Genomic DNA, 26,008 nt, shown 5'->3' with positions numbered 1-26,008 from the left:
TTGTCCTTAATTTGGGGCATTTGGGTGCAGATTATTGACCTATTGGCGGCGGGGCAATAGGAGTGGCCGGTCTATGACAACACGGTGTTGTTATACCCAACATAAGGATGAGGGATATGTCTGCCCTGCGCGAAGCTGCGATGACGTCGAAAGCCTGGCCTTTTGAGGAGGCACGCGCGCTGCTGAAACGCTATGCCAAGAAGGCGCCGGAAAAGGGTTATGTGCTGTTTGAAACCGGCTATGGCCCCAGCGGACTGCCGCATATCGGCACCTTTGGCGAGGTGGCACGCACAACCATGATCCGCCGCGCGTTTGAGGTGATCTCGGACATCCCCACCCGCCTTATCTGCTTTTCCGATGATGTGGACGGCATGCGCAAAGTGCCCAGCAATGTGCCGCAGCAGGACATGCTGCGCGAGCATATGCAAAAGCCTTTGACTAAAGTGCCGGACCCGTATGGCGAGTACGAAAGCTTTGGCCATCATAACAACGCCATGCTGCGCCGTTTTCTGGATACTTTCGGGTTTGAATATGAATTTGTCAGCGCGTCCGAGTTTTATGCCTCGGGCCAGTTTGATGACGTTTTGCGCCTTTGCGTCGAACGCTATGATGCGATCATGGCGATAATGCTGAAATCTTTGCGTGAGGAACGCCAGCAAACCTATTCGGCGTTTTTGCCGATCCACCCCGAAACGGGGCGGGTTTTGTATGTGCCGATGAAATCGGTTGACCCTGTGAACCACACCATCACCTTTGATGATGAGGATGGCCGCGAATGGACGTTGCCCGTCACCGGCGGCAATGTGAAATTGCAGTGGAAGCCCGATTTCGGCGCGCGCTGGGCGGCACTGGATGTCGATTTTGAAATGTATGGCAAAGACCATTCGACCAACACCCCTATCTATGACGGCATTTGCGAAGTGCTGGGCGGGCGCAAGCCGAACCATATGACCTATGAGCTGTTTTTGGATGCCGAAGGTCACAAGATCAGCAAATCCAGCGGCAACGGCCTGACAATCGATGAATGGCTTACCTATGCCAGCACCGAAAGCCTGTCCTATTTCATGTATCAAAAGCCCAAAACCGCCAAGCGGATGCATTTTGACGTGATTCCACGTGCGATGGATGAATATCACCAGCAGCTGCGCGCCTATCCGGGGCAGGATGCGGCGGCACAGCTGAACAACCCAGTGTGGCACATTCACGCGGGCAACCCGCCCGAAAGCAAAATGGTGGTGCCATTCTCGATGCTGCTGAACCTTGCCTCTGTGTCGGCGGCAACGGATGCGGCGGGTCTTTGGGGCTTTATCAAGCGCTACGCCCCCGAGGCATCGCCCGAAACGCACCCAGATCTGGATGCGGCGGCAGGCTATGCGGTGCGCTATTTCGCCGATTTCGTGGCGCCAAAGCGGGTGTTCCGCCTGCCCACCGATCAGGAGCGCGCGGCGATGGCCGATCTGCGCAGCCGTTTGGTCGGATGGGATGGCGGCTTGGATGCCGAGGCGCTGCAAAGCATGGTCTTTGCCGTGGGTAAGGATCACGGCTTTGAAAACCTGCGCGACTGGTTCAAGGCTCTGTATGAGGTGCTGCTCGGGGCGTCCGAGGGCCCTCGATTCGGCGGGTTCATCGCGCTTTACGGCATCAAGGAATCGCTGGCGTTGCTGGATCGCGGTCTTGCGGGTGAATTGGTCGCCTAGGCCCGTTTGCCACCGAAAAAAACAGCGCGGCGCGGGGGCAACCCTGCGCCGTTTGCCTTTGGTCCGCAGCACGCTAGTTTAAGCCTGTGGAACAGCAACCGAAGGGAACGCGCTATGCGTAAGGTTTTTATTGCTTTGCTACTGTCGGCGGTGGTCGCAGCACCGCTTTCGGCGCAAGAGAGCCGCGACCAGGCCATTCAATCCTTGATCAACGATCAGATAGCGGCCCTACAAGCGGATGATTTTACGACGGCTTTCAGCTTTGCCTCGCCCACAATCCAAGGGCTTTTCGGCAATTCTGAAAATTTTGGCGCCATGGTGCGGCAGGGCTATCCGATGGTCTATCGCCCCAAATCGGTACGCATGCTGGGGGTGCGCGAAGACGGTGGGCTGGTCTGGCAACGGGTGATGGTCACCGACAGGGCGGGGGCTACCCATCTACTGGATTACCAGCTTGTCAAAACCCCCGAGGGCTGGCTGATAAATGCCGTGCAGCTTTTGCCTCAATCCGGCGTTGCTGCGTGAAAACCTTGCGATCACAGACTTGCCCGCTTGACGGCGCCTGCGATTCCCCCTAACAGACGCAGATGGAATTTTGGCTTGCTGTTTATGCAGTGGCCTTTGATGTTGATGTGATGCCCCTAGGGCGTTGAATACAAGGATCACGACTATGTCGCGCGTCTGCGAACTAAGCGGTAAAGGCCCAATGACTGGCAACACTGTCAGCCACGCCAAAAACAGAAACCGTCGCCGGTTTCTGCCAAACCTGAATGATGTCACGTTGCTTTCGGACGTGCTCGGTCAATCTTTCTCTCTGCGTATTTCTGCTGCTGCCTTGCGCACAGTCGATCACCGCGGCGGGTTTGACGCGTTCCTGGCAAAAGCCAAGAACGACGAGCTTTCGCCAAAAGCGCTGAAGATCAAGAAAGAAATTGAAAAGGCTCAGGCAGCAGCCTGATTGCTTTGCAATTCTATCGCATGGCCCCGCGGCAAGCGGGGCTTTTTGCGTTTCGGCAGGCTGCGCCAAAATGGCCCTTTCACAGGCGCCTGCGCCCGTATACATACAGCCATATGTTGAAACTGTTTCGCCCTCTCGGTCTTGTCATGCTTTGCCTTGCGCTGGTCGCAGGCAGCGTTTCCATGGCTGTCGCGCGGGGGCAGGCTGCCGCCATGTCAAACGGTGGCACAACGATCGTCATTTGTTCGGGCTATGGCGTTCTAAGCATCACGCTGGATGATCAGGGCAATCCGGTTGGCCCGGTGCATCCTTGCCCGGATTGCCTTGCGGGTTTGGCCGCCTACTTGCCGCCCGAGATTCCGGCGCTGGTCGCCTTGGTAACGCGTAGCGCGCGGGCCGTGGTGATTGGCCAGAGCGCCGCGCCGCGCATGGCGGGGCTGCTGGTCACACGGGCAAGGGGGCCGCCATTGGTGGGGTGAAGCAGATGTTTTCAACCCGTTTTCAATAAGAAAGACCAATGACATGACCTACAAAACCCTCTTCGCGGCGGCTGCTCTGGCAATCGCCTCAACCACAATGGCCTTTGCCGCCGACATCACCGTTTCCGATCCCTACATGCGGGTTTCGGGGGCTATGGCAACCAGCGGCGCGGCCTTTATGGTGATCGACAATCATGGCGACGAGGATCGCCTGATCGGCGTCCGTTCCGACATCGCCCAAAAGGTAGAGCTGCATACACACCTGCAAGACGCCAATGGCGTGATGAAAATGGTGCATGTGGCCGAGGGCTTTCCAATCGCCGCTGGCGAAACCCACGCGCTGCAACGCGGTGGCGATCATGTGATGTTCTTGGGCCTGAATTCCGTTCCGGTGCAAGGCGATGTGGTCGAACTGACCCTGACCTTTGAAAAGGCAGGCGATATCGTTGTCGAAGTGCCTGTCGATAATGACCGCGCGCCCCAGATGGGCAACGGAATGGGCAATGGCAAAATGGATCATAGCAAAATGAACCACGGCGCGATGAAAGCCGGCGCTGGTAACTGAGCGGCAGATAACCAAGCCTAACGCCAAACGGCCCCATTCGGGGCCGTCACCTTACTTGCCAGTGAAACGAAAAACACCGACCAAGCGATGCTGTGGTCGGTGTAAAATATCAAAAAGCAATGGCAGCGCCGCGCCTTAGCCGCCGCAATAAACCGCAGCAGTTTCGCCAAAATTCTTGTAGCGCGCCCAGAATGCGTTGTCGCTGTCGCTCTTGGACATGCGAACCTTTTGCGCTTGTTCCGGATCGGTAAAGAACCGGGCCGCTTTGCGCTGGTCGCCGCCTTTCAGCGTCATGTCTGCGACCTGCTGGATGCAGCCACATAATGAGCGGGTTGCGCCCTTGCGGTCCGAACGGTTGCAGGCGTTTTCGATTGGTCCTGCAAATGCGGTCATTGGCAGGGCAATCGCAAGCAGACTAGCTGCGATCAGGATTTTTGTCATGGCTCGGCCTCATGGTTCACGCGGAGTATGCCCCGCCGCTATTGTTTGTAATGAAGAAACCATACAGATTCCGGCAATTTTTTCAACAAAAATGGGCAAAACCATAGATTTAACGCAGTTCCGCCGGCCCGGCACCAGTGGTTGGGGGAGGGGGCGCCTGCATCACAAGATACCGCCCCGTGATACCGCCCTGTGGCGCCGTCAGTTTGTACAAATATCTTGCAGGCTGACCCAATCGCCATCGGGCAAAAGCGCGGGGGGAATCAGATCGTTGAACGGATCGCCTTCAATCAGGCCCGCTGTGGTCACACCCGAAGGGTCGCGCATATTGGCATAAGGTGTGGTGGCCAGACCTGCCGCCTCAAACCGCGCCAGCAAAACGGCATCAGACGGCGGTGGCGGTTCAGAGGTGATCAGGGTTTCCGCATAGCCACTGACCGCTGACTCAGGTAAATCGCCTGTTGTCAGCAGCCGGAATGTGGCGGTAATCCCCGCATAATGCAGCAAATGCAACATCGGGTCATTCAGCTCGGCCGAGATGCGGGCAGCAAGCGCATAGCCTGCAACAACATCAGGCCCGTCTTGTTCCGCAAGCAGCGATTCGGGAAGCACGATCAACCGCCCCGGCAAGGCTTGGGCCTTGGCCAGACCAGTGCGTACCACGATCAGCTCTACCCCGCCGTCCTGCCCGAACAGCCGCGCCGACAGCTTGGCCAATGCAACCTTGCCGCTTTTTGAGGAACAGGGCTGCCCTGTCAGGCGGGTCAAATCTGCCAGCGCCTCATTCCCGATTTCCTGTCGCGTCGGCCGGGGCAAGAAAGAGGCCGTGTGCTCTTCCAGTGCATTCGGCAGCCAGAATACCCCGATCGCCATGATCGCCACCGCAATGGTACCCAAAAACATATTGCGCAACCGCCCCGGATGCGGGCGCTCTGACTGAATGGCAGCATTTACCGTTTCAAGCGCCGAAATCATCACCTGATCGTCGATCTCCAGCGTTTCGCCCTCGGACATATCGGGCGCATAAAGCGCGGGCATCTCTCCGGGGTTCAGGCGCGTTACGGCAGGCAGCGACCAATGGGCCAATGCCACCTCGCGCTTTGGGTCAGACAAGATCAGCGAGGTCGCCCCCAAATTGGCAATAACTTCCCGCCTCTGGCCCGTGGCATTTTCGCGCCATAGACCAGAGCTTTCCAGCTTTTGATATTTCTTCAGGGCCGTACTTGCCATTTATGGCCTTGCCTGCTGCCTTATTGTTCACAACGATAGCCGACCGTCACCGATTGCACAATCTTGCAGCGTCACTCCAACAGCTTTGCGGCGTTGCGCAGCATGAATTTCTGGATTTTTCCAGTCGATGTTTTTGGCAACTCGCCAAAAACAACATGCTTTGGGGTTTTGAAACCCGCCAGATGCTTGCGGGCAAAGGCGATCAGCTGGGCCTCGGTCACCTCGGTATCGGCCTTTAATTCGACAAAGGCGCAAGGCACCTCGCCCCATGTGCTGTTTGGCCGGGCCACCACGGCACAAAGCGACACGGCAGGGTGATGCATCAGCGCGTTTTCCACCTCTACCGAGCTGATATTCTCGCCACCCGAAATGATGATGTCTTTGGCGCGGTCGGTGATTTTGATATAGCCGTTCGGATGCTGAAAGGCGATGTCGCCGGAATGGAACCAGCCACCTGCAAAGGCCTCGGCAGTGGCCTCGGGGTTCTTGTAATAGCCTTTCATCACCGTATTGCCACGGATCATGATCTCGCCTTGGGTGGCGCCATCACGCGGCACAGGCTGCATATTGGCATCCATCACCACGGCCTGACCGGCCATCGGTTGCACAACGCCGGTGCGCGCCTTGATCGCGGCGCGATCCGCCTGCGGCAGGGCATCCCATTGCGCATCCCACAGGCATTCGGTGATATGGCCATAGGTCTCGGTTAACCCATAGACCTGCTTGACCGAAAAGCCCAAAGGTTCGATTGCTGCAAGTGTGGCCGCAGCCGGCGGGGCGCCAGCGGTAAAAGCATGTACGATATGGCTAAATTCGCGGCGTTGGTCAGGCTTGGCCTGAATCAACATATTCAACACGATCGGCGCGCCGCCAAAGTGCGAAACCCCATGATCGGCAATCGCATCATAAATCGCGCCCGCTGTAACATCGCGGCAAAACACAATCGTGCCGCCCAGAACCGGCATCATCCAAGTATGGCCCCAGCCGTTGCAATGAAACAGCGGCACGATGGTCAGATAGGTCGGGTACATCGTCAGCTCCCAGCTGACCACCGTGCCCATGGTCAGCAGATAGGCGCCGCGATGGTGGCAGACCACGCCTTTGGGCCGCCCCGTTGTCCCGAGGTATAGTTCAGCGCGATGCTTTCCCACTCATCTTCGGGCATATGCCACGCATCATCCGGGTCGCCCTGTTCCAGCAGGCCCTCATAGGTGGGGTAGCGGCCTGTGGCGGTAAAGTCGGCCTCGGTATCAGGCACCTCGATGATATGCGGCGGCGGGCCTGCCTGCAGCTCTATCGCCGCCTCGGCCAGCGGCAGGAACGCAGTGTCGCACAGCAAAACCACCGCGCCACCATGGTCAAAGATATAGCCCACGGTGTCGGCCTCTAACCGCGTGTTGATGGTGTTGATGATGGCACCACAGGCCGGCACGCCAAAATGCGCCTCGGCATGTGCGGGGATGTTGGGCAGCAATGTCGCCACCACATCGCCCGGCCGCACCCCATGCGCCGTCAAAGCCGAGGCAAGGCGGGTCACGCGGTCATGATACTGTGCATAGCTGCGCCGCGTCTGGCCGTAAATCATTGCAGGCCTGTCTGGAAACACATCTGCCGCCCGTGCCAAATGCGACAACGGTGTCAATGCCACATGATTGGCCGCCGAACGCTCCAACCCAGTTTCATCCGCAAGCCAGCCCATAGATCCTCCCGCAAAGCTCTCCGGCGGCCAGCATGGACGATTATGGATGAGTCGGTAAAGTCAAATGCGCGGCCTTTGATGGCGCGCGCAGATTTCCACCCGACCAGAGGTAAAACGGCGCTTGTGTTTCTTAATCACCAACCGCTTGGCGCCAATGCCTGCGACACAGCGAAAGATAGCTTTCATTGCCGCCAATCTGCACTTGCTCGCCGTCTTTAAGCACAGTGCCATCCGGCCCTTTGCGCACCACCATCGTCGCCTTTTTCCCGCAGTGGCAAATCGTGCGCACCTCGCGCATTTCATCCGCCCAGGCCAGCAGGGCGGCAGAGCCGGGGAAAAGATTGCCCTGAAAATCAACGCGCAAACCATAGCACATGATCGGTACGCCCAGATCATCCACCGCCCGCGCCAATTGCCAAACTTGGGCCTTGGTCAGAAACTGTGCCTCATCAATGAACACACAAGCCACCGGCTCTTTGGTCTTGCGCGCGGCGATCTTGGCGTAAATATCATCGCCCGCAGCAAAAGTATCGGCGTCTTGACCAATGCCGATACGGCTGGAAATCCGCGCATGCCCCGCCCGCCGGTCCAACTGGGCCGTGATCAAATAGGTGTTCATTCCGCCTTCGCGATAGTTATGCGAGGCTTGCAACAGCGAGGTCGATTTCCCCGCATTCATTGTAGAGTAGTGAAAGTAAAGCTTGGCCATGCCGTGTGATAGCGTTGCGCGGCCTTGGGGGAAAGCAGAATTTAGATGACAAAATGCCAAATCAACCTGCCGTCTGGGCGTGGTTAAAAAGAGTTGGTAAACGCGGGGTCACAGCGGCAAACACACACCTCTATCAACCCCGCAGAACCTTTTAACACACTACATAAACCATTTACGAATAGGCCGCCGCATCACGACGAACGAGGGCTCGTCGGCCATAACCAAGGCAAAGATGCGACGGGCCCCACTCACCCCGATGCTGGGGGCACCGGTTACTCGGAAACATCCCAGCACATGCTGGAACTGAATTCATAGATGACAAATCCTTAACGGCAGATTAATGGGAAAAGGTAAAACGATTTCCCCCAGATGGTTCCGGGACCAAAGCCGAAAGTGACAGTATGAAATACCACAGTTACCTGAAAAAGCACACCGAAGCCTTGGTAAAGGATGTGGGGATCGAGGCGGCTTGCGAATTGTCGGGTAAATCCAAGGCTACGCTGGGCCGCTATTATTCGGATGCCGAAGAACATGCAGATCGCTTCATGCCGGTCGATGTTGTCGCAGCGCTTGAGGCTGCAGCCAGTTTTCCCCATGTTACCAGCGCCTTGGCCGATTTGCGTGGCATTACGATGGCCTATGATGGCAGCAAACGCAATTCGACCTCGCAGGGCATCAACTCGGATGTGGTGGCATTGTCGCAGCGGTTTGCGCTGCTGATGGGCGAATATAATCTGGCCATTTCAGATGGCAGGATTTCGATCAACGAGGCAAAACGCCTGCTGCGCGAAACCTTGTCCATCCAGCAGGTCTTGCTGGAAATGAAACTGAACCTCGAAGAAGAAGCGCATTAATAGGGCGGCTGGCGCGACAATTCGCACCAGCCTTTTGCGTGATTACGCTACGTTGCTGCGGCCCTGTGGCCGTGGGGCGCGCTTTGGCCCCGATTTTTTCGGCGAACCCAGCCCACCTTCAACACCGCGCATTGGCTTGCCCTGCGGCTTTGGCTTGCCACCTTGTGCCGAGCGCGGCTTGCCCTGACCACCCCCACGCGGCGGGCGTGCGCCGCGCTGCGCTGGTTTCGGCGCGGCCTTGATATCGGCAAGGCCCCAAGGCGCGCCACCGATAATCGGCAAGGTGTTTTTCAACAGCTTTTCAATGTCTTTCAACTCGCCCATTTCGGCAGGCGCACAGAATGCGACGGCACGCCCATCGGCACCCGCGCGCGCCGTCCGGCCAATGCGGTGCACATAGTTTTCCGGCACGTTCGGCAGGTCATAGTTATAGACATGGCGCACGCCCGGAATATCAATGCCACGCGCGGCCACATCGGTCGCCACCAGCACGTCCAGCTCGCCATTGCGGAATTCGGTCAGGGTGCGGTCACGCTGGTTCTGGCTTTTGTTGCCGTGAATCGAACCGGCCTTAAAGCCCCAGGATACCAACAGCTTCATCAGCTTTTCCGAGCCATGCTTGGTGCGGCCAAAGACCAACGCCTGCTCGCCCACATGGTCTTTCAAATAACCTTCCAGCAGCTTGGCCTTATCGCCTTGCGGGGTGAAATGCACCGATTGTTCAATACGTTCCACCGGCTTGCCGGGGGGGGCCACCTGCACCTTGACCGGATCGCGAAGATACGTACCGGCCAGATCTTCGATCAGCTTTGGCATGGTGGCCGAAAACAGCATGGTCTGGCGTTTCAGCGGGATATATTGCGCGATTTTGCGCAGCGCATGGATAAAGCCCATGTCAAGCATCTGGTCGGCTTCGTCCAGCACCAGATAGCCACAAGCCTCAAGCGTCAGGGCCTTGCGGTCCAACAGGTCGATCAGGCGGCCGGGGGTCGCAACCACCACATCGGCGCCACGTGCCAGCTTTTCCGACTGGCGGAAAATCGACGCGCCGCCAGTGATCATCACCACTTTAACAGGCGTGCCTTTGGTGTAATTGGTCAGGTTGTCCGAGATCTGGGACACCAGTTCACGGGTCGGCGCCAAGATCACGCTGCGCACGGTGCGCGGTGCAGGCGGGTGGCCGATATCCAGCAAACGGTGCAGCAAAGGCAGGCCAAAGGCGGCGGTTTTGCCGGTGCCGGTCTGGGCAAGGCCCATGATATCACGGCCCTTCATAATATGCGGAATGGCCTGCACCTGAATAGGGGTGGGGGCAGTGTAGCCGGCTTTGTCCAAACCAGCCATCAGCTTGGGCGAAAGGCCCAAATCAGCAAACGTCGTCATAAATAGTCTTTCCGGCCCGTGAAACCACGCGCCTAGCGCCGCAATCATCGCGGCAAAGAGGAAGCGGCGCGCGCCTCGGATGCCTGCACCTGCAAACACCCCGTCGGCACCGCGGAACCCCTGCGTGACGGTGGGAACCTGTCATCCGGGCCGTTCACATGCTCACGCGGCACGGGCACTCGGATTAGGCGCAGATGGGGGAGTTTGACGGATTTGTCAAGGGGTGGTCGGCGCGCGCGGGGTTTTGCGTCACAAGAACATAGTCAAAAACTGCCCCGACACGGCGCAGCCTCCAGAGTTCTTATTCGCCACGTCAACAACCTTGAACACCCCGGCAAAGCGGCTCTAATCTATCCATAGGCCCTGAGTCGAGGGTTTAGGAGCAAACTAACCAAGGCTGAGAGAGAACGTAATTTTCAGCGCGCCTAGCCTAAGCTAGTTCAAACGCTGGCCTGAATTAAGGCCGTCAACGCTGCCCGATACATACAAAGGAATGCCCAATGCCCATCGAAAAAACGGATACGCTGGTTATTGGCGGCGGGCAGGCGGGGATTGCCGCAAGTGAGCATTTGACCCGTGCCGGCGTGCCGCATCTGGTGCTGGAAAAAAACCGTATTGCCGAGGCGTGGCGCACAGGCCGCTGGGATGGGCTGGTTGCGAATGGGCCTGCGTGGCATGACCGCTTTCCGGGGCTGGAATTCAAAGGCTGCGCGCCGGATGAATTTGTTTCCAAAGACCGCTTTGCGCAATATCTGGTCGATTATGCCGCCAAGATCAACGCCCCAATCCGCGAGGGGGTAGAGGTGATCGAGGCCAAGCGAATGCAGGGGCAAGGTTGTTTCTTGGTGAAAACCAATAAGGGTGACATTCAGGCCCGCCGCATCATTGCTGCTACGGGCGCATTCCAGCACCCCGCTATTCCGCCGATCGTGCCCGAAGCCGCAGGCCTGCATCAACTCCACTCGTTTCACTACAAAAACCCCGCGCAATTGCCCGAAGGGGCTGTGATGGTGGTTGGCGCCGGATCTTCAGGCGCGCAAATCGCAGAAGAGCTGAACCGCGCAGGCCGCAAGGTGTTTCTGTCTGTCGGCCCGCATGGCCGCCCGCCGCGCCGCTATCGGGGGCGGGACAATGTGTGGTGGCTGGGCGTTCTGGGGCTGTGGGATATTGCCGCCCCTAAACCGGGGGCCGAGCATGTGACGATTGCCGTAAGCGGCGCGCGCGGTGGGCACACAATGGATTTTCGCCGCCTTGCCGGCGAGGGCGTAACCTTGGTTGGCCGCACCAAAAGCTTTGCCAACGGCGTGTTGGCGTTTGAAAACGATCTGGTCGCCAATGTTGCGGCAGGCGATGCGGATTACCTGCAAGTTCTGGATATGGCCGACGCCTATGCAGAGCGCATGGGGCTTGACCTGCCGCCAGACCCGGACGCGCGCAAGATGTTCCCCGAACCTGACAGCATGAAGCACCCGATTCATGCCCTCGATCTTGCCAAGGAAGGCGTTTCGACCATCATCTGGGCGACGGGCTTTCGGCAAGATTTCAGCTGGCTAAAGGTTGACGGGTTTGACGAAAAAGGCGCGCCAATCCATCAGCGCGGTGTTTGCGTCGCGCCGGATGTGTATTTCCTCGGCCTGCCATGGCTGTCGCGGCGCGGGTCGTCATTCCTCTGGGGGGTGTGGCATGACGCCAAACACGTCGTCGATCAGATCGCCATCCAGCGGTCCTATCTGCTGTATGACGGCGAGGCCGCCATCATCTCTGACGCAGCAGAATGACCTGAAGTACAGGATAAATCGGCCCGTACGCGTATCTGAAAGCTCAACAGCAAAACTAACCCCGAACCAACCTTGACCGCTGCCAATGACATTGGCAGCGATGCCCCTATGGTGCGTCTGGTCAAAATGGTGGGTTAAATCACCGATCTGCGTTCAAGTGTTGACCATTTCGACATGGCTACACCAGCCGCCCCGCAAAGCAAAGAAAGTCGAGTTGCGGCGCGTTTGTTCTATGAACGAAATGCCCAAGTTTCGCGCCGCTCGACCTTCAAAGGGTATCACCCCTGCAGCGTCCGCACCCCGATACCCTCTTCCCGTGCCTTCATCGCCGATACAGCGGCAATCGAGCCCGCAGCGGTGGTGAAATACGGGATTTTATCCATCAGGGCCACGCGGCGGATATCGCGCGAGTCGGTGATCGATTGCGTGCCTTCGGTCGTGTTCAACACCAGTGCGATGTCACTGTTTTTCAAGCGGTCCACAATGTTCGGGCGGCCTTCATAGACCTTGTTCACCAGCGTCGCAGTAACCCCGACCGAGGCCAGCCAAACCGCCGTGCCCTTGGTCGCCACAATCTCGAACCCCATTTCCACCAAATCGCGCGCAGCGGCGGCCATGGCGTCGGTTTTGTCCATATCCTTGATCGACAGGAACACGCGGCCTTCCTCGGGCAGGTGTGTGCCTGCACCCATTTGCGCCTTAAGGAACGCCAGCGGGAAGGTGCGGTCCCAGCCCATAACCTCGCCGGTCGAGCGCATTTCCGGCCCCAGCAGCGGGTCAACACCGGGAAAGCGGGCAAAGGGCAGAACCGCCTCTTTGACGCTGAACCAAGGTGTGATCGGGTTGGCAAGGGTGTTCGGGTCGGCCAGCGGCAGGTCGGTATCCGGCCCCGCATCGGCGGCATAGGGCGCGCGCATCGGGAAGTTGCTCATCGGCTCACCCGCCATCAGACGCGCGGCAATCGAGGCAATGGCGGAATCGGTCGCCTTGGCCACGAATGGCACCGTGCGCGATGCCCGCGGGTTGACCTCGAGAACATAAATATCATCGCCTTTCAGCGCGAATTGTACGTTCATCAAGCCCACAACATTCAGCGCCCGCGCCATCGCCACGGTCTGCACTTTCAACTGCTCAATTATCGCAGGTGACAGCGAATGCGGCGGCAGTGAACAGGCGCTATCGCCCGAGTGCACACCCGCCTCTTCAATATGCTCCATAATGCCCGCAACATGGACATTCTGGCCATCCGACAGGGCATCGACATCCACCTCAATCGCGCCAGACAGGTAGCTATCCAACAGCACAGGGTTCTTGCCCGAAACCTGCACCGCCTCACGGATATAACGTTCAAGCTGTGCATCATCGCGGATGATCTCCATCGCGCGGCCGCCCAGAACAAAGGACGGGCGGATAACCAGCGGATAGCCCACCTCGGCCGCCACAGCAAAGGCCTCATCACGGCTGCGCGCTGTGCCATTATGCGGTTGCTTCAGGCCAAGCTTGTGCAAAAGCTGTTGGAAACGCTCACGATCTTCGGCAAGGTCAATCGCATCGGGTGTGGTGCCAAGGATCGGAATGCCCTCATCTTGCAGCGCATTCGCCAGCTTTAGCGGCGTCTGCCCGCCGAACTGCACGATCACGCCATGCAGCGTGCCGTTTTCCTGCTCAACCCGCAGAATTTCCAGCACATGTTCCAGCGTCAGCGGTTCAAAATACAACCGGTCCGAGGTGTCATAGTCGGTCGAAACCGTCTCGGGGTTGCAGTTGATCATGATGGTTTCATAGCCCGCTTCGGTCAGCGCATAGCAGGCATGGCAGCAGCAGTAATCAAACTCGATCCCTTGGCCAATCCGGTTCGGGCCACCACCAAGGATAACCACCTTTTTGGCATTCGAAGGCCGTGCCTCGCATTCCACATCACCCATGACGGGGGATTCGTAGGTGGAATACATATAGGGCGTCTGCGCCTCAAATTCGGCAGCACAAGTATCGATGCGCTTGAACACAGCATTGACGCCAAGGTTGCGGCGGGCGCGGCGCACCTGCGCCTCATCCCGGCCGGTCAGCGTGGCAAGGCGTGCATCGGTAAAGCCCAGCATTTTTAGCTTGCGCAGCGCCTCGGGGTTGGTGGGCAGCCCGTCATGGCGAATGGCCTCTTCGGCATCCATAATCTCGCGGATACGCGCCAAAAACCACGGGTCAAAGGCGGTTGCGCCCTGAATGTCGTCATTGCTCAACCCTTCGCGCATCGCTTGGGCAATCACGCGCAACCGGTCGGGGGTTTGCTGGCCAAGCGCCTTGAAAATCGCCGCACGGTCCGGCGCACCGGGGATCTCGATTTCGTCAAAGCCCGACAGGCCGGTTTCAAGGCTAGCCAGTGCTTTTTGCATCGATTCGTGGATGGTACGGCCAATCGCCATCACCTCACCCACCGATTTCATCGCAGTGGTCAGCAAAGGCTCGGACCCTGGGAATTTCTCAAACGCAAAGCGCGGGATTTTGGTGACAACATAATCGATCGACGGCTCGAACGACGCAGGCGTGACCTTGGTGATGTCATTGTCCAACTCGTCCAGCGTATAGCCAACAGCCAGTTTCGCCGCGACCTTGGCAATCGGGAACCCCGTCGCCTTCGATGCCAGCGCGGATGAGCGCGACACACGCGGGTTCATCTCGATCACCACCATCCGGCCATCGGCAGGGTTCACCGCCCATTGCACGTTTGACCCGCCGGTTTCCACGCCAATCTCGCGCAGCACGGCAATCGAGGCCGAGCGCATGATCTGGTATTCTTTATCCGTTAGGGTCAGGGCAGGGGCCACGGTAATCGAATCGCCGGTATGCACGCCCATCGGGTCGATGTTCTCAATCGCGCAGATGATAATGGCGTTGTCGGCAGTGTCGCGCACCACCTCCATCTCATATTCTTTCCAACCCAGCAGCGACTCGTCGACCAGAATCTGCGCCATCGGGCTGGCCTCAAGGCCAGACCGGCAGATCGCCTCATAGTCGTCGCGGTTATAGGCCACACCGCCACCCGTACCGCCCAGTGTAAAGGCAGGGCGAATGATCGCGGGCAGGCCCACATATTCAATCGCTTCCATCGCCTCGGCCACGCCGGCCTTGATGTCATACTTGCCATTGGCCAGTTTCGGCGCGGCGATAATCGTCGCCTTGGGGTTTTCCAACCCGATCCGGTCCATCGCCTCACGGAACAACTTGCGATCTTCTGCCATTTCAATGGCCGCACGCTTGGCGCCGATCAGCTCGACATTGTACTTTTCCAACACGCCCATATCGGCCAGCGCCAGCGCAGTGTTCAACCCCGTCTGCCCGCCCATCGTCGGCAGCAACGCATCGGGGCGCTCTTTCTCGATAATCTTGGCCACAACCTCGGGCGTGATCGGCTCGATATAGGTGGCATCGGCCAACACAGGGTCGGTCATAATCGTCGCCGGGTTCGAGTTGACAAGGATAACACGGTACCCTTCCTCGCGCAGCGCCTTACAGGCTTGGGCGCCCGAATAGTCAAACTCGCAGGCCTGCCCAATGACAATAGGCCCCGCACCAATGATCATAATGGATTTGATGTCGGTTCTTTTCGGCATGGCCAATCTCCTGCTTGTTTGCGCCCCCAATCTGCGCAAAATTTTGTGGGTTATAACTGCCACGCGCGGGGGTGCAAGGGGCATATAGGCTCAGGCGCGGCCCATAGCCCAGATGGTGATCAGGTAAAGCACAATCGTCAGCCCGCAGCCCGCCAATAGGGCAGGCCAAAAGCCAACACCCGCGCGCAACAACACCGGAATCAGCACAAACATCGGCACCGATGGAATCACATACCACAAGGTCGCCGCCGCATGATCCGCCAAGCGCACAGGGTCATGCGTATCGCGCCACAACCAGATCATGCCCAACACCGACACCAAGGGCAAAGACGCAATCAACGCCCCAAACCCCGCATGGCGTCGCGCCACTTCTGACGCCGCAGCAATCAACACACCCGAAATCGCAGCTTTGATAAAAAGATACAGCACGCAAATCCCTCCGCTTGCCCCACCGCCAAACCCTATCCACTTCATCTTGGCAAAAATACCTAAATCCGCCCTTTCCGCCAAAGCGGCCTTCGCCACAGCTCTCCCACCGCCCGCAACCTGCGCCAAAGCCGCCCAAAGGGGCTCGATGCCCCTGCGGGCGGCAGCCGCTTGCCACACCGCCCTCCCGACAAAGACTTGACTTCACCGCCCATGCGATGTGTATCAAGCCCAACGGAATATGAGCCCTCTGAAAGGGGATGATGATGCACGCCTACCGCAGTCACACTTGCGCCCAACTTAACGCCTCGAATGTCGGGCAAGATATCCGCCTCTCCGGCTGGGTGCATCGGGTCCGAGATCACGGCGGCGTGCTGTTCATCGACTTGCGCGACCATTACGGCATCACCCAAGTGCTGGCCGACAGCGACAGCCCGGCGTTCAAAGACCTCGAAAAGGTCCGCGCCGAATGGGTGATCCGCATCGATGGCACGGTAAAGGCCCGCGATGCCAGCCTCGTTAACCCAAAACTGCCAACGGGCGAGATTGAGGTCTACGCCCGCAGCATGGAAGTGCTGGGTGCCTCGGACGAGCTGCCAATGCCGGTGTTCGGCGAGGTTGACTACCCCGAAGAAACCCGCCTGACCTACCGCTTCCTCGACCTGCGCCGCGACAAGCTGCACGCCAATATGATGCTGCGCTCGAATGTGGTGCGCTCTATCCGCAACCGGATGTGGGACCAGGGCTTTAACGAATTCCAAACCCCGATCATCACCGCCAGCAGCCCCGAAGGCGCGCGCGATTTCCTCGTGCCATCCCGCCTGCACCCCGGCAAATTCTACGCCCTGCCACAGGCCCCGCAGCAGTTCAAACAGCTGATCATGGTCTCGGGCTTCGACAAATACTTCCAGATCGCACCTTGCTTCCGCGACGAAGACCCCCGCGCCGACCGCTCGCCCACAGACTTCTATCAGCTTGATATTGAAATGTCTTTCGTCAAACAAGAAGACGTGTTCGCCGCTGTGCAACCCGTTGTTCAGGGTATCTTTGAGGAATTCGGGCGCGGTAAAAAGGTTGATACCGACTGGCCGCTGATCGCCTATAACGACGCGCTGAAATGGTATGGCTCGGATAAACCCGACCTGCGCAACCCGATCAAAATGCAGGACGTGTCCGAGCATTTCCGCGGTTCCGGTTTCGCCATTTTCGCCAAACTGCTGGAGTCTGAGGGCAACGAAGTCCGCGCCATTCCCGCCCCCACCGGTGGCAGCCGCAAATTCTGCGACCGCATGAACGCCTTTGCCCAAGCGCAGGGCCTTCCGGGCATGGGCTATATTTTCTGGCGGAAGCGAGATGAAGCCGCTGCAAAAGACAAGACACGTGAAGCTATCTCTGAGTTGGTCAATGCGGCGGTTAAAGGCCTGCCAACTGACGGGATTCTCGAAAAACATGCTGCTCCGTCGATAGAAGAACTCCAGCTTGTTATGGGACGCATTGTCGAAGCCGTTGGGCAAAATGATATCGAAAAGGCGAAGTTTTTGCAGAACGCTTACTTCGGCGATTTTGAAGCCGCAGGCCCCTTGGCCAAAAACATCGGCCCAGAGCGTACCGAAGCAATCCGTGTGCAGCTGAACTTGGGCGAAGGCGACGCCGCTTTCTTCCTTGGCGGCAAACCCGAAGCCTTCCAAGCCGTTGCTGGCCGCGCCCGTAACGAGATTGGCAATGAGTTGGGCCTGTCCGAAACCGACACGTTCCGCTTTGCGTGGATCGTCGATTTCCCGATGTTCGAAAAAGACGACGAAGGCAAAATCGACTTCAGCCACAACCCCTTCTCGATGCCGCAAGGCGGGATGGAGGCGTTGCAGGGCAACCCGCTCGACGTTTACGCCTATCAATATGACCTTGCCTGCAACGGGTACGAGCTGATCTCGGGCGGTATCCGCAACCATAAACCCGAAATCATGTACAAAGCCTTTGAAATCGCAGGCTACCCGAATGATGAGGTGAACAAGCGCTTCGGCGGCATGGTCAAGGCGTTCAAATACGGCGCCCCGCCCCACGGCGGCTGTGCCGCAGGCATCGACCGTATCGTGATGCTGCTGGCAGATGAGGCCAACATCCGCGAGGTTATCATGTTCCCGATGAACCAACGCGCCGAAGATTTGCTGATGAACGCCCCGTCCGAACCGATGAACGAGCAGCTGCGCGAATTGCATCTGCGCGTGATTCCCAAGGATTAACCGGTTTTGGCCCTATGTTTCACCGCATAGGGCCACCAAACCGCAATTTGCCCTTGAAATTCTGGCCCATTCGGCGCATATGCCCGCAAAAGCCTGCATTTTTGCGGGCTTAAATATATTGGAGTGACCATGGCCAAAGAAGACATTCTCGAATTCCCCGGTGTCGTAAAAGAACTTTTGCCCAATGCGACATTCAGGGTCGAACTTGAGAACGGCCACGAATTGATCGCTGTGATGGCAGGCAAAATGCGCAAAAACCGCATCCGCGTGCTTGCAGGCGATAAGGTTCAGGTTGAAATGACGCCTTATGACCTGTCCAAAGGCCGCATCAACTATCGCTTTAAATAATCCCGTGCGGCTTATCCTTGGCTCTGCCAGCCCGCGCAGGCTTGAACTCTTGGCGCAGATTGGTGTGGTGCCGGATGCTGTTCTGCCGCCCGACATCAACGAAGACCCCCTAAAGGCCGAGCTTCCGCGCCCCTATTGCGCCCGCATCGCGCGGGAAAAGGCATTGGCGGTGCAGGCAGGGCCAGATGACATCGTGCTTTGCGCCGATACCACTGTGGCCCTTGGCCGCCGTATCCTTGGCAAACCCGCCGACGCGGGTGAGGCTGCTGCCTTCCTGCTGGCCTTGGGTGGCCGCAGGCATAGCGTGATCACCTCGGTCGCGCTGCGCCGTGGCGACAGGCTTTGGACCCGTGATTCTGTCTCTGCCGTCAAAATGAAACGCCTGTCGGATGAAGAGCTGAACACCTACCTTGCCAGCAATGACTGGCACGGCAAGGCAGGCGGCTATGGTATCCAAGGGCTTGCAGGCGCGTTCATCCCGTGGATTTCGGGGTCGTTCACGGGCATCATGGGCCTGCCCGTGGCCGAAACTGCTGCCATGCTTGCCACCGCAGGCTATCCCGTTTGGAAGGAAAAGCCATGATTGGCCGCATCGTTGTGCTGGATGAACTCTACGGTCGGCCCGCCGCCGCGCTGATCGTTGATGGCCAGTTGCAAGACCTGTTGGTTGACCCCGAAGGCGATGACGCATTGCCGGGTGCCATTTACCGCTGCGTCGCCGACCGTTTGATGAAAGGCCAAGGCGGCGTTTTTGTGAAACTGCCGCAAGGCAGCGGCTTTTTGCGCCAAACCTCGGGCATCGCGCCCGGTGCACGCCTGTTGGTGCAGGTCACTGGCCCGTCCGAGGCGGGCAAAGCTGTGCCTGTCACCACCCGCCTTTTGTTCAAAAGCCGCTATGCGATTGTCACGCCGGGTGCGCCGGGCCGCAACATCTCGCGCCGGATCAAAGACGAAGATGTGCGCGCCGAGCTTGAGGCTTTGGCCGAAAACGGCATGAAAGGCGCGTCTGAAACGCTTGGCCTTATCCTGCGATCGGCCTGCGAAGGTGTGGATGCGCTTGATATCGCCCAAGATATCGCCGCGATGCGTGATCTGGCCGAGGCCGTGCTGGCCGATACCAACGGCGGGCCGGAACTGCTGGTCGAAGGGGCAGGGGCGCAAGAAACCGCATGGCGCGACTGGGCCGACCCCGCCCCCGATGAGGTGATCACCGGCGGATTCGAAGACCTCGGCGTGCTCGAGATGATCGACGCCGTACTCGACCCGCGGGTAGAGCTGCAGGGCGCCGGCCATATGATGATCGAACCCACCCGCGCGCTGCTGGCGGTGGATGTGAACACCGGCGGCGACACCACGCCCGCCGCAGGCCTAAAGGCCAATATCGCCGCAGCCCGCGACCTGCCGCGCCAGTTGCGTCTGCGCGGGCTTGGCGGCCAGATCGTAGTTGATTTCGCCCCGATGCCAAAGCGTGACCGTGCCGTGCTCGATCAGGTGCTGCGCGCCGCGTTCAAAGGCGAATCGGCTGAAACCAGCCTTGTCGGGTGGACAACGCTTGGCCTGTACGAACTGGTGCGCAAACGCGACCGCCTCGCACTGGCCGATGTTCTGGGGGCCGAAGCGCAGGAGGGCACGGCATGACCTGCTCGATCTGCACCCGCGAGGCTGACCCGAAATACAAACCCTTCTGCTCGCGCCGCTGCGCCGACATCGATCTTGGCAAATGGCTAAGCGGTTCTTACGCCATTCCTGCCGCCGTGACCGAGCAAGAAGACGACTTTGAACCCCCGTCACAAACACCCCGCCAGTAAATCGCGCCTTGTGTGCAGTTTTTTGCGAAATCCCTCTGGACAGCCCCTTTCCTCTGTCCTAATACCGCCCCACGTGCCCGAATAGCTCAGTTGGTAGAGCAACGGATTGAAAATCCGTGTGTCGGCGGTTCAAATCCGTCTTCGGGCACCACTTTTCAATAAAAAATACCAATATATCAAGCTGTTGTGGTGTTTACCTTTTTCCTGTCCCCCTAATTATCCACCTCTGTTGACGCGCTGGTCGCCTTCTCGGCCACACTATACCCGCTCAACTTGCATTTTTTTGGCGGCGCAACTCAACTTGCAACTTCTTTCGAAGTAATCGCGATAGAGCAATGTGAAGTCATCAGCATTTTGTCGGGGCATCGACGGCCACCACTACCTTCGCATCACTTGCGTCAGCCCCTCTCCCGTGAATCCAAGGCGTCTAGGATAGTTGGGGCCTGAGTCCTGTTAAGATGCCCGTTGGCGATAGGATTCCATCGCATCATCAATGCCGATGATGTTGGCAACTTCGCTTAGCATCTGTGCCTTCGGGTCTAGGTGCTTTGTATCCGCAAAAACGGCATTCAGCGCTAACTCCCGGCGGGGCGCTAAATCTGAGAACATCGTAAACTTTGCTGAAACAGAAATAACGTGCATTGAGACAGGTTCAAAAATGGCCTTCCGGTTGTCTCTTAAGTCAACGACATTGTGGACGCCCCACTGCGCTCGACTGCCTGAAACCTCTAACGTCCGGTGAACATGTGCATTTGGGAAGGCTCTGCTAACTTTGTCGAAGATAGCATCGTTGCGTGCCTCTTCACGCCTCTCGCTATCATGTCGGATAGCGGCGTGCGCTGCCGAAACCGAAGCATTCGCAATTGCAACAAGTGCTGCTGGCAACATACCGCGATCCACTTCCCGTACCAAAAATGTGCCATCTTTGAAGATCAAGCCTCGCTTCTTGGCCTCGGCATGAGCAATTTTTCCGAATGCTGTATCTTCACATAGTGTTGAGGATTCTTTATGTCCTGCTGCCATGTCTGATATGTGGGCAACGTCACGGCCCAAATTGATTTCCAAAGTGCAAAGAGCGCCGCTCGGATACTGCACAGGAAGGACTGCATAGTGGCGATCACCATCCTGCCATGCGAATGAAATACCCCGCAGGGCATCATCTAACGCTGCATTCATAGTGCTGGTCACAACAGAGTTCCTTGTTCTGGTGGCTCTTGCAGATGTGGTGGTCTGGCAACGTTCATTCTAGCACAGAAAAATGACAAAGCACTGTGATAGTCAGGCAGTCTCTCAGTAATAGGGACTGCAAAGCCGTCCGGGTTCTCATCTGAAGCACGGTTGGTGAAGTGATGTTCGTGAGTCTCGCCCGGTCCAAACATTTTACCACTAAACTCACTCCCCAGCTTGATCGGGTTCATATGGGGCGAAGTAGGGTTCCAATCTAGGGCATAAATCCGCCAGCGCTGCTTATAGCCAAGCACCCTCATTAATACACAGAAAGATGCCTTATTGTTGGATCCGTTTGAGATATAGATTTTGCTCTCGATGCGGTCTACTGGTTGCATTTCAGAATGCATACCGACAGCCAGCCCATTGCCGCCGGGGCATGGCAGCCATGTTCCGAGCAAAAATGATTTCGGTGCAGCTACCAAAGAGCTTGCGAGTTGGGGGTCAAATTTCATGATGCCTGCACTGAATTAACATTCCAAAGCGTCACATATAGCAATCCGATTCGGCAACCTTGCAAGCGAACATGCCGAAAGCGCTTCCAGTTTTGATTTTCTTAGTTGTTTTTCAACTTTCGCGAAGAAGGCAGCTTCGACAAAAATCAACTCTTCTGCACAGTAGAAAAACTGTATTAACAGTGGCCGCGGGCTAGACCATCGGTACTTAAGCAACGCCTTGCCAGAGTTTCCACAGCCCCCCTCGGATTGATTAAACGTAAGTCGGCGCGGCACTTTTGCATCTTGGAAATGTAAGGTTTTGTCAGGTTTTCCACGCCATGGATTCAACATTTCTCAACACTTGCGTCCCCGCTATTGCCCGTTATCAAACGGCCATTCCTTAACACGCGCCCAGCGCAGTCTTTGCGCCTCAGCTATGCGGTCGCGGCCCTCTTGCGTCTTTGGCCCAGTGGAAAGCCCACCATGAAACTTGCAGCGGCGCTTGCCCGATTCGCTCTTGTTTCGACAGGGCGTCCCTTTGCGTGTCTTGGCCCCGCATGACACACGAAGGCACGCAAGGCGCTGGGCTTCGCGGGCATTGGTAGCAGCGCGCAGGACGGCGAGCTGCGCCTCTATTCTGGCGTCCTCTTGCTCTTGCCAGCTAATACCCCATCCCCGCGCGCGCGCATTATTGCGCGATAAACCCGCAAAACCCAAATCCTCGACCATGCGCTTGCCCGCGCCCCATCGGCATATCACGGGCTTGGCTTCCCAATATTGGACGGTATCGCGCGACACGCCAACCCGCGCGGCCATTGCGGCTTGCGTCAAACCCGCCGCCTTGCGCGCGGCCCGTAATTCGGCCCCGGTCAAACTTCGCTTTTCCATTCGTCCCCTTTCCGCCTACGCCTAATATCAAAACCTCTGAATTGTGAATGCGCGCAAAATGCTTCCCCTTCCGGTCCCCGAAACCTTGCAACCAGCCTTTCAGCTTCCCCCCGCCTTCCTGTGGCGCGCGGCTTTCTTGCGGCAAGCTTCCCGGCAATAGACCGCATCGGCGCGGCGATAGAGCGGAACATGGTCGCCACACTCAAGGCAACACCAGCCACCCCAATTCAGATTGCGCAAAATGCGCTTGGCGCGGGCGCTGCGGTGCCGGGGATTGCCCGCAAATAAACCAGAGGACGGCCAAACCTCTGCCAGCACGCGGGGGCGTCCGTCTGCGGTTTCTTCGTAGGAAATGCCGAAAGGGTCAGGGGCGGGCATCGGGCAAACCTCTTTGATTAAATCTAGGGCCATAGACGGGTTAAGGCGTTGCTTTCGGGCAAGGCGCTGGGCTGACTTGTCGCGCATGGTCATGCCCTTTCTTTGGCCTCAGCCATTGGTAAGGGCTACGGCCTTCCCACTCTTATCAATCGCAGCCTGCCCCGTTGCCCTTAGCCGCGCCTCAGCCTGCCAAGCCCGCGTAGCACCCCATCCCAAAGAAGCCGCCGCTGCGCCATAGGTTGCGGGGCCATTGCTGCGCAGGAATGCCAGATAGGTTTCGGAGTCGGGTTGCTCACCTGTTAGGGGCGGCGCTGGGCGGGGCTTGCGGGTCAGAAAGTCTATGACCTCAGGCTTTGCCGCCGCGATTTGCGCCACTGTTTCCGGCGTCATTCGGCCCTCGGAATTGCGCCACCGAATGCGCTCCCCATCGGTGGCAAACTCTACTCCCTCGGCAATAAGCGCCTGCACCAAATCAACCGCGCCCATTAGGTTTCCCCCTCATAAGCTGTGGCACTTGCGGCTTGGTGGCAGTTCTCTTCACCAGCCTCGGAATAAGTGCCACTACCGCCACAAGTGCCATAGGCGCTGATTTGATTAGTCTTTTCCGTGGCACTTAGTCGGGGCGTGGCACTTGTGGCGCTTGTGGCAGTATTTTGGAGGGGGTTTGAAAGATACCTATCAAAGGCATCTGTAAAATCGGGATAGCGGTAAAAGCTGCCATGACGGTCTTGTGCAGGTGACACACCAAACGGCTTTAACAGTTTCGCGATGCCCCGTGTCGATACAGGCCTGCCACCGCGCCATTCAGCCCAAGGGCTTTCTTCTAACCCGCAAAGGGCTTCTATCAGGTCGCTACTGCCAAGACGTTCGCCCCGCCGCGTCTGGAATATCTCGGCCATATCCCGCAACAGTAACACGCCCGCCGATTGCGGTTCATCATCGGGTTGGGCGGCGATACCTACAAGAGACGCCCTGATAAGCTTGGGCCACTCACCGCCCGCCAAGTCAGCAATCGCGCAAATCGCGCGGGCGTTATCTTGCGCCCGGTCATTCAATTCACTCGGCACAATGGGATCCAAACCAGCCAAGCGCAATGCGCTATCCGCCGCCCAGCGCGCGGCCATGCGGCGCAACGGTAAAAACTCGTTCAGCCTATCGGCCCGAAACCGCTCCACCACCTCGCCCGATTGCTTGCGGCGCAAGGGCACCACCAGCGCCCTATCCTCTAGGGTGTCGGGCAGCTTGCCAATCATGGCAATGCACTTGGGTGCCCAAACCTTGAAGCGGCGCGGCTCATGGTCGTCACCCACGGAACGCCACACATAGGCGCTTAGGCGATTGTGCCCGCCGTTCAAAATGCCGCGCAATTCGTCATTGTCGCCCAGATAAGTATCGGCCTCATCAATCAGCACGGTCGGGGCGTGAATTTCGATCACGCGGAACAAGACTGAGGTGGTGATATTGACGTTGTGCATCGCCTTAGGCACCAGCGCGCCAATGATGGAAAGTGCCGTGGTTTTGCCGCATCGCTTTTCAGGGGATACAAAGGCCAGGACGGGCGATATATCCGCCGCCTCATGCGCCCAAGCGTGCAACACCCAAACCGCCATCAAGGGCGCGCTATGCTCAGGCAACACGCAAAACCGCAAGATTGCCGCGTGAATATCCGAAAGCAATGCCGCGCCGTTCACATCATCGCCCCAAGGCGTCACGGCCTCAAACGGGTCTAGGGCTTCGTCCTCTTGGTCTTTGGGGCGCTGGGCTTGCACTTGCTTATCCAGAACCGAAACCCGAATACCTAGCGCCTTGGCCTCAGCCTCGCGGGCAACTTCATAATCAAGGGGCTTTAGCTTTGCCAGTTCCGAAACCTTGGCCTCTATCTGGGAAAGATTGAACGGCACCTCGGCAGGGCTAAGCGTATCGTTTGCTATATCCGCTACGGCTTCAATCGTTTGGGCAACAGTCATACAGCGCCGCCTTTCATTCTGAGAATATCATTCCAATCTCGGCCATCTGGGGCGGGCAGTAGGGACACTTTCCAGCCCAGCGCCGTTGCACGGGTTGCCAAGACCGTTGCGGCCTCTTTCCCCGGCGCGTCACCATCGGCGGCAATCGTGAGACGCCCGACAGCTTGCGGCAATTCCAGCGCCTTAATCCCTGAGGTAGATAGCGCAGCCCAAACGGTCACGGGGCGGCTTAGAAGGCCACTGAGAAGGCTCAGGCCCGTCTCTATGCCTTCACACACCACAAGCGGCCCTTGCGACTCTGACAAGGCCACCGCGCCGCCCCCGCACGGGCCTTGCATCATCTTGGCGTTACGGCTGAGACGCTCCCCCGCCTTTTCAAAATAGGTGCGATGTATGCCGCCTGTTGAAACGTCACCCACCATTGCGGAAAGATACCGCGCGCTTGGCCCGTGAAAGGCATCTACTGCCCAGCCGAGGGACGGCGGCAACGGGCAGGTAATGCCCCGCCCGCGCAAGTATACCTCGCCCTTGGTGCCCAAAAGGGGCTTGCAGGCGGTCCAGAGACGCCGCGCTTTGGCAAGTTGCGCCTGCGCATAGACATCGCGCTGGGCATCGGCATCCCGTGCCACTACGGGGTCAAGGCGCAAGCCATCGCGGGGCAAGCCCGCAGCCTTCACAATGTCCCGAAAGTCGCACCCGCTCTTGTGGCAAAACGCCAATAGCGTACCGCCCTCGGCCCGAATGGAAAGCCCCCTTTGGTCACGGCGGCGCTCGGCTTGGCAAACCGGGCACGGGGCAAGGCCAGTTTGGCCCCGCCATTGCCCGCCTAGAGTCTGGGTAAGGGTTTGTGCGTCACTCATTTGCGGCCCTCCCCATAGGCGAGCTGGG

At 58.1% G+C, this 26,008-nt stretch carries 25 protein-coding genes, 1 tRNA gene and 1 pseudogene; 14 read left to right on the top strand and 13 right to left on the bottom strand.

The genetic code is table 11. The features are described 5' to 3' along the window. The first annotated feature begins 116 nt into the window (after positions 1-116). From AKU79_RS07490 to AKU79_RS07470, 5 genes are all read left to right on the top strand, one after another. Positions 117-1,697: a lysine--tRNA ligase gene (locus AKU79_RS07490; RefSeq protein ID WP_050522962.1), complete on the top strand. Its 1,581-nt coding sequence runs from the start codon at positions 117-119 to the stop codon at positions 1,695-1,697. 114 nt (positions 1,698-1,811) lie between these two features. After that, positions 1,812-2,222 carry a DUF4864 domain-containing protein gene (locus AKU79_RS07485; RefSeq protein WP_050522961.1) on the top strand — a complete coding sequence of 137 codons (411 nt, stop codon included), beginning with the start codon at positions 1,812-1,814 and terminating at the stop codon, positions 2,220-2,222. 145 nt (positions 2,223-2,367) lie between these two features. Then, positions 2,368-2,655: a 50S ribosomal protein L28 gene (gene rpmB, locus AKU79_RS07480; protein ID WP_050522960.1), complete on the top strand. Its 288-nt coding sequence runs from the start codon at positions 2,368-2,370 to the stop codon at positions 2,653-2,655. Positions 2,656-2,768: 113 nt separating this feature from the next. Beyond that, entirely contained in the window at positions 2,769-3,134 is a 366-nt protein-coding gene (locus AKU79_RS07475) for a hypothetical protein (RefSeq protein ID WP_156209551.1), read from the top strand. 43 nt (positions 3,135-3,177) lie between these two features. Further along, a complete protein-coding gene (locus AKU79_RS07470; protein ID WP_050522958.1) occupies positions 3,178-3,699 on the top strand; it encodes a copper chaperone PCu(A)C in 522 nt (173 codons plus the stop codon). A gap of 135 nt (positions 3,700-3,834) precedes the next feature. On the opposite strand, the gene AKU79_RS07465 is transcribed toward AKU79_RS07470, so the two are convergent. The 4 genes and pseudogenes from AKU79_RS07465 to AKU79_RS07450 all read right to left on the bottom strand — a co-directional run bounded on the left by AKU79_RS07465 (position 3,835) and on the right by AKU79_RS07450 (position 7,778). Next, positions 3,835-4,140, bottom strand: a complete 306-nt coding sequence (locus AKU79_RS07465) for a hypothetical protein (protein WP_050522957.1) — start codon at positions 4,138-4,140, stop codon at positions 3,835-3,837. Positions 4,141-4,341: 201 nt separating this feature from the next. Next, positions 4,342-5,370 (bottom strand): hypothetical protein, encoded by a 1,029-nt coding sequence (locus tag AKU79_RS07460; RefSeq protein WP_050522956.1) that lies wholly within the window; start codon positions 5,368-5,370, stop codon positions 4,342-4,344. A gap of 71 nt (positions 5,371-5,441) precedes the next feature. Beyond that, positions 5,442-7,069 (bottom strand): annotated as a pseudogene (locus AKU79_RS07455) (AMP-binding protein). Positions 7,070-7,199: 130 nt separating this feature from the next. Further along, positions 7,200-7,778 carry a thymidine kinase gene (locus AKU79_RS07450; RefSeq protein ID WP_050522955.1) on the bottom strand — a complete coding sequence of 193 codons (579 nt, stop codon included), beginning with the start codon at positions 7,776-7,778 and terminating at the stop codon, positions 7,200-7,202. A gap of 401 nt (positions 7,779-8,179) precedes the next feature. Here AKU79_RS07450 and AKU79_RS07445 point away from each other — a divergent pair, with 401 nt between their 5' ends. Further along, a complete protein-coding gene (locus AKU79_RS07445) occupies positions 8,180-8,632 on the top strand; it encodes a hypothetical protein (protein ID WP_050522954.1) in 453 nt (150 codons plus the stop codon). Positions 8,633-8,674: 42 nt separating this feature from the next. Here the strand turns inward: AKU79_RS07445 and AKU79_RS07440 are convergent, their stop codons facing one another. Further along, the gene (locus tag AKU79_RS07440; RefSeq protein ID WP_050522953.1) at positions 8,675-10,015 is read right to left on the bottom strand and encodes a DEAD/DEAH box helicase; all 1,341 of its coding nucleotides are present in this window, start codon (positions 10,013-10,015) and stop codon (positions 8,675-8,677) included. 500 nt (positions 10,016-10,515) lie between these two features. Between AKU79_RS07440 and AKU79_RS07435 the strand changes: the two genes are divergently transcribed. Continuing rightward, positions 10,516-11,793 (top strand): flavin-containing monooxygenase, encoded by a 1,278-nt coding sequence (locus AKU79_RS07435; protein WP_050522952.1) that lies wholly within the window; start codon positions 10,516-10,518, stop codon positions 11,791-11,793. Between the two features lie 278 nt (positions 11,794-12,071). Here the strand turns inward: AKU79_RS07435 and carB are convergent, their stop codons facing one another. Together carB and AKU79_RS07425 are read right to left on the bottom strand one after the other, a co-directional pair. Then, entirely contained in the window at positions 12,072-15,401 is a 3,330-nt protein-coding gene (carB, locus tag AKU79_RS07430) for a carbamoyl-phosphate synthase large subunit (protein WP_050522951.1), read from the bottom strand. A 90-nt stretch (positions 15,402-15,491) separates the two neighbouring features. Further along, the gene (locus AKU79_RS07425) at positions 15,492-15,875 is read right to left on the bottom strand and encodes a DUF3147 family protein (protein ID WP_082223970.1); all 384 of its coding nucleotides are present in this window, start codon (positions 15,873-15,875) and stop codon (positions 15,492-15,494) included. Between the two features lie 218 nt (positions 15,876-16,093). Between AKU79_RS07425 and aspS the strand changes: the two genes are divergently transcribed. The 6 genes from aspS to AKU79_RS07395 all read left to right on the top strand — a co-directional run bounded on the left by aspS (position 16,094) and on the right by AKU79_RS07395 (position 20,374). Beyond that, on the top strand, positions 16,094-18,067 hold the full coding sequence (gene aspS, locus AKU79_RS07420; protein ID WP_050523082.1) for an aspartate--tRNA ligase: 1,974 nt from the start codon (positions 16,094-16,096) through the stop codon (positions 18,065-18,067). 129 nt (positions 18,068-18,196) lie between these two features. Beyond that, positions 18,197-18,415: a translation initiation factor IF-1 gene (infA, locus tag AKU79_RS07415; protein WP_050523081.1), complete on the top strand. Its 219-nt coding sequence runs from the start codon at positions 18,197-18,199 to the stop codon at positions 18,413-18,415. A gap of 4 nt (positions 18,416-18,419) precedes the next feature. Next, positions 18,420-18,998 carry a Maf family protein gene (locus tag AKU79_RS07410; RefSeq protein WP_050522950.1) on the top strand — a complete coding sequence of 193 codons (579 nt, stop codon included), beginning with the start codon at positions 18,420-18,422 and terminating at the stop codon, positions 18,996-18,998. Continuing rightward, positions 18,995-20,053 carry a ribonuclease E/G gene (locus AKU79_RS07405; protein WP_050522949.1) on the top strand — a complete coding sequence of 353 codons (1,059 nt, stop codon included), beginning with the start codon at positions 18,995-18,997 and terminating at the stop codon, positions 20,051-20,053. Before AKU79_RS07410 ends, AKU79_RS07405 begins: the two co-directional genes overlap by 4 nt. Then, positions 20,050-20,223 carry a DNA gyrase inhibitor YacG gene (locus AKU79_RS07400; RefSeq protein ID WP_050522948.1) on the top strand — a complete coding sequence of 58 codons (174 nt, stop codon included), beginning with the start codon at positions 20,050-20,052 and terminating at the stop codon, positions 20,221-20,223. The genes AKU79_RS07405 and AKU79_RS07400 overlap by 4 nt, the downstream gene beginning before the upstream one ends. A 75-nt stretch (positions 20,224-20,298) precedes the next feature. Next, a tRNA-Phe gene (locus AKU79_RS07395) sits at positions 20,299-20,374 on the top strand. 302 nt (positions 20,375-20,676) lie between these two features. Here AKU79_RS07395 and AKU79_RS07390 read toward each other — a convergent pair. The 3 genes from AKU79_RS07390 to AKU79_RS18915 all read right to left on the bottom strand — a co-directional run bounded on the left by AKU79_RS07390 (position 20,677) and on the right by AKU79_RS18915 (position 22,775). Continuing rightward, complete coding sequence (locus AKU79_RS07390) at positions 20,677-21,411, bottom strand: hypothetical protein (RefSeq protein WP_050522947.1); 735 nt, start codon at positions 21,409-21,411, stop codon at positions 20,677-20,679. After that, positions 21,408-21,905, bottom strand: a complete 498-nt coding sequence (locus AKU79_RS07385; RefSeq protein ID WP_156209549.1) for a hypothetical protein — start codon at positions 21,903-21,905, stop codon at positions 21,408-21,410. Before AKU79_RS07385 ends, AKU79_RS07390 begins: the two co-directional genes overlap by 4 nt. A gap of 354 nt (positions 21,906-22,259) precedes the next feature. Then, positions 22,260-22,775 carry a helix-turn-helix domain-containing protein gene (locus AKU79_RS18915; protein WP_082223960.1) on the bottom strand — a complete coding sequence of 172 codons (516 nt, stop codon included), beginning with the start codon at positions 22,773-22,775 and terminating at the stop codon, positions 22,260-22,262. 120 nt (positions 22,776-22,895) lie between these two features. Between AKU79_RS18915 and AKU79_RS19220 the strand changes: the two genes are divergently transcribed. Then, positions 22,896-23,063 (top strand): hypothetical protein, encoded by a 168-nt coding sequence (locus AKU79_RS19220; RefSeq protein ID WP_156209547.1) that lies wholly within the window; start codon positions 22,896-22,898, stop codon positions 23,061-23,063. A 198-nt stretch (positions 23,064-23,261) separates the two neighbouring features. On the opposite strand, the gene AKU79_RS07370 is transcribed toward AKU79_RS19220, so the two are convergent. Genes AKU79_RS07370 through AKU79_RS07360 form a run of 3 tightly spaced genes read right to left on the bottom strand, consistent with a single transcriptional unit; the run spans position 23,262 to position 25,980 of the window. Continuing rightward, positions 23,262-23,639 (bottom strand): TubC N-terminal docking domain-related protein, encoded by a 378-nt coding sequence (locus tag AKU79_RS07370; RefSeq protein ID WP_050522944.1) that lies wholly within the window; start codon positions 23,637-23,639, stop codon positions 23,262-23,264. Beyond that, positions 23,639-25,120, bottom strand: a complete 1,482-nt coding sequence (locus AKU79_RS07365; protein WP_050522943.1) for a DUF3631 domain-containing protein — start codon at positions 25,118-25,120, stop codon at positions 23,639-23,641. Before AKU79_RS07365 ends, AKU79_RS07370 begins: the two co-directional genes overlap by 1 nt. Then, complete coding sequence (locus tag AKU79_RS07360) at positions 25,117-25,980, bottom strand: toprim domain-containing protein (RefSeq protein WP_050522942.1); 864 nt, start codon at positions 25,978-25,980, stop codon at positions 25,117-25,119. Before AKU79_RS07360 ends, AKU79_RS07365 begins: the two co-directional genes overlap by 4 nt. Between the last annotated feature and the right edge of the window lie 28 nt (positions 25,981-26,008).

Origin of the sequence: Pseudorhodobacter wandonensis (assembly GCF_001202035.1) — a bacterium.
Taxonomy (GTDB): Bacteria; Pseudomonadota; Alphaproteobacteria; order Rhodobacterales; family Rhodobacteraceae; genus Pseudorhodobacter; species Pseudorhodobacter wandonensis.
This window is presented reverse-complemented; position numbering and strand designations above follow the sequence as displayed.